The sequence below is a fragment of the Eikenella sp. HMSC071B05 genome, from assembly GCF_001811325.1.
Taxonomy (GTDB): Bacteria; Pseudomonadota; Gammaproteobacteria; order Burkholderiales; family Neisseriaceae; genus Eikenella; species Eikenella corrodens.
Genome location: NZ_KV804546.1, coordinates 1 through 1279 on the forward strand (window position 1 = coordinate 1; position 1279 = coordinate 1279).

Consider the following 1279-nt stretch of genomic DNA (forward strand, 5'->3'; position numbering starts at 1 on the left):
GGCAGTCTGACGGCAAGCTCGCAATGTGAGTACCGCCCGCGTGTCAAAACACGGGTCAGCCCATCAGTAAACCGTGCTGCCCACACACACCAGCCCGTGCCGCCACGGTGTCCGTGATACAAAGCCAGGTAAATCATTTGCCCACCTTTTCTAGCTCATGGAGATGCGGTTGAATGGCAGCCACAATCTCTGCCGCACGTTTATCAACTTCAGCTGCGGTTTTCAGGTTCTTGAGTTCAAGCTTCTTCATCCGCAGGATGCCCAGTTGCTCCATCGTGACACGCAGTTTCGCCGCTTGAGCAAGGATAATATCGGTAGCTTCTTTACCTCCTTTACCTGTAGGCTCAGCAAAGGCAGCGACTTGAGTTGGTAACTCACCTTTATAACCCCCGGCTTTGTACTCGATAGCCTGCTGCTCTCGGAGTTGGTACTCCGGCCAGAAGCGGGTAACGTGGCGATAGGCTTCATCCACCAAATCGTTAATTGCCTTAGTTCCGTTGTCGATGGCTTCCGCCAGCAACTGGGAGGAGGCAGCCTTATCTAACGTCCATTCCTTGCCGTTCCATTGGTGCAGATGACTGGGTGCAGGCTCGGCTAGTACCGGCTTGCCATCTTTGCCCGGCATAATCACTTGGCCTTGCGACTGGCCGACAATCAGCGCTTCATGTTCCGCTGCAGTCAGCTCCACCGCGCCTGCCGGTGCTTCTCCGTCCGTATCTAAAAATCCGTTTTGGTAATAATAAACAGTCATGATTTAGCTCCTCTATTTCCAGCGGCCAATGGCGATGAAATTAACCGTAACATCAGGGGTGTTAAAAATTTGCTCGTGTAGCCAGTAATGCACGGCAGCTTGATTGCTTTGCCTGCTATCAACCGTTACCCACATATCACGCACGTTACCTTCCGGCGCGGACATCGTTACCGCTACAGTCGGCGGGGAAGTAAATGCCATCGGCCAAGTCAGCATTCGCGTGTTGGGGCTGTTGGCGTGGTTTTGAACGCGCACCGTGCCGGATTCAATCATGGTTCCATCTGGGAACTTGCAAACATCGAAATTACCGATTCGTTGATAAACTGGCAGGGCAGAATCAGCCTTATCGTAGGCGGCTTTAACCGACTTCGGGGTGGCTGCCATATCTTCGCGGTTGCTGTTGGTGGCGGATGAGAGCTGTGTTATACCGGCTTGAGTGGTGCTGGCCGGCTTGATACTGCCGAGCTTGCCGAATTCATCCAGCAAAAATGCCATCTTCTCGTCTATGTTGTAGAACAGATAATTAAA

General features: G+C 52.5%; 2 protein-coding genes. Both read right to left on the reverse strand.

Going from position 1 to position 1279, the window contains the following annotated elements:
- Positions 1–133 precede the first annotated feature (133 nt).
- A complete protein-coding gene (locus tag HMPREF2796_RS03975; protein WP_070631175.1) occupies positions 134–751 on the reverse strand; it encodes a hypothetical protein in 618 nt (205 codons plus the stop codon).
- 12 nt (positions 752–763) lie between these two features.
- Positions 764–1279: phage tail protein (locus HMPREF2796_RS03980; protein ID WP_210385341.1), on the reverse strand; the 516-nt coding region annotated here is incomplete at its 5' end.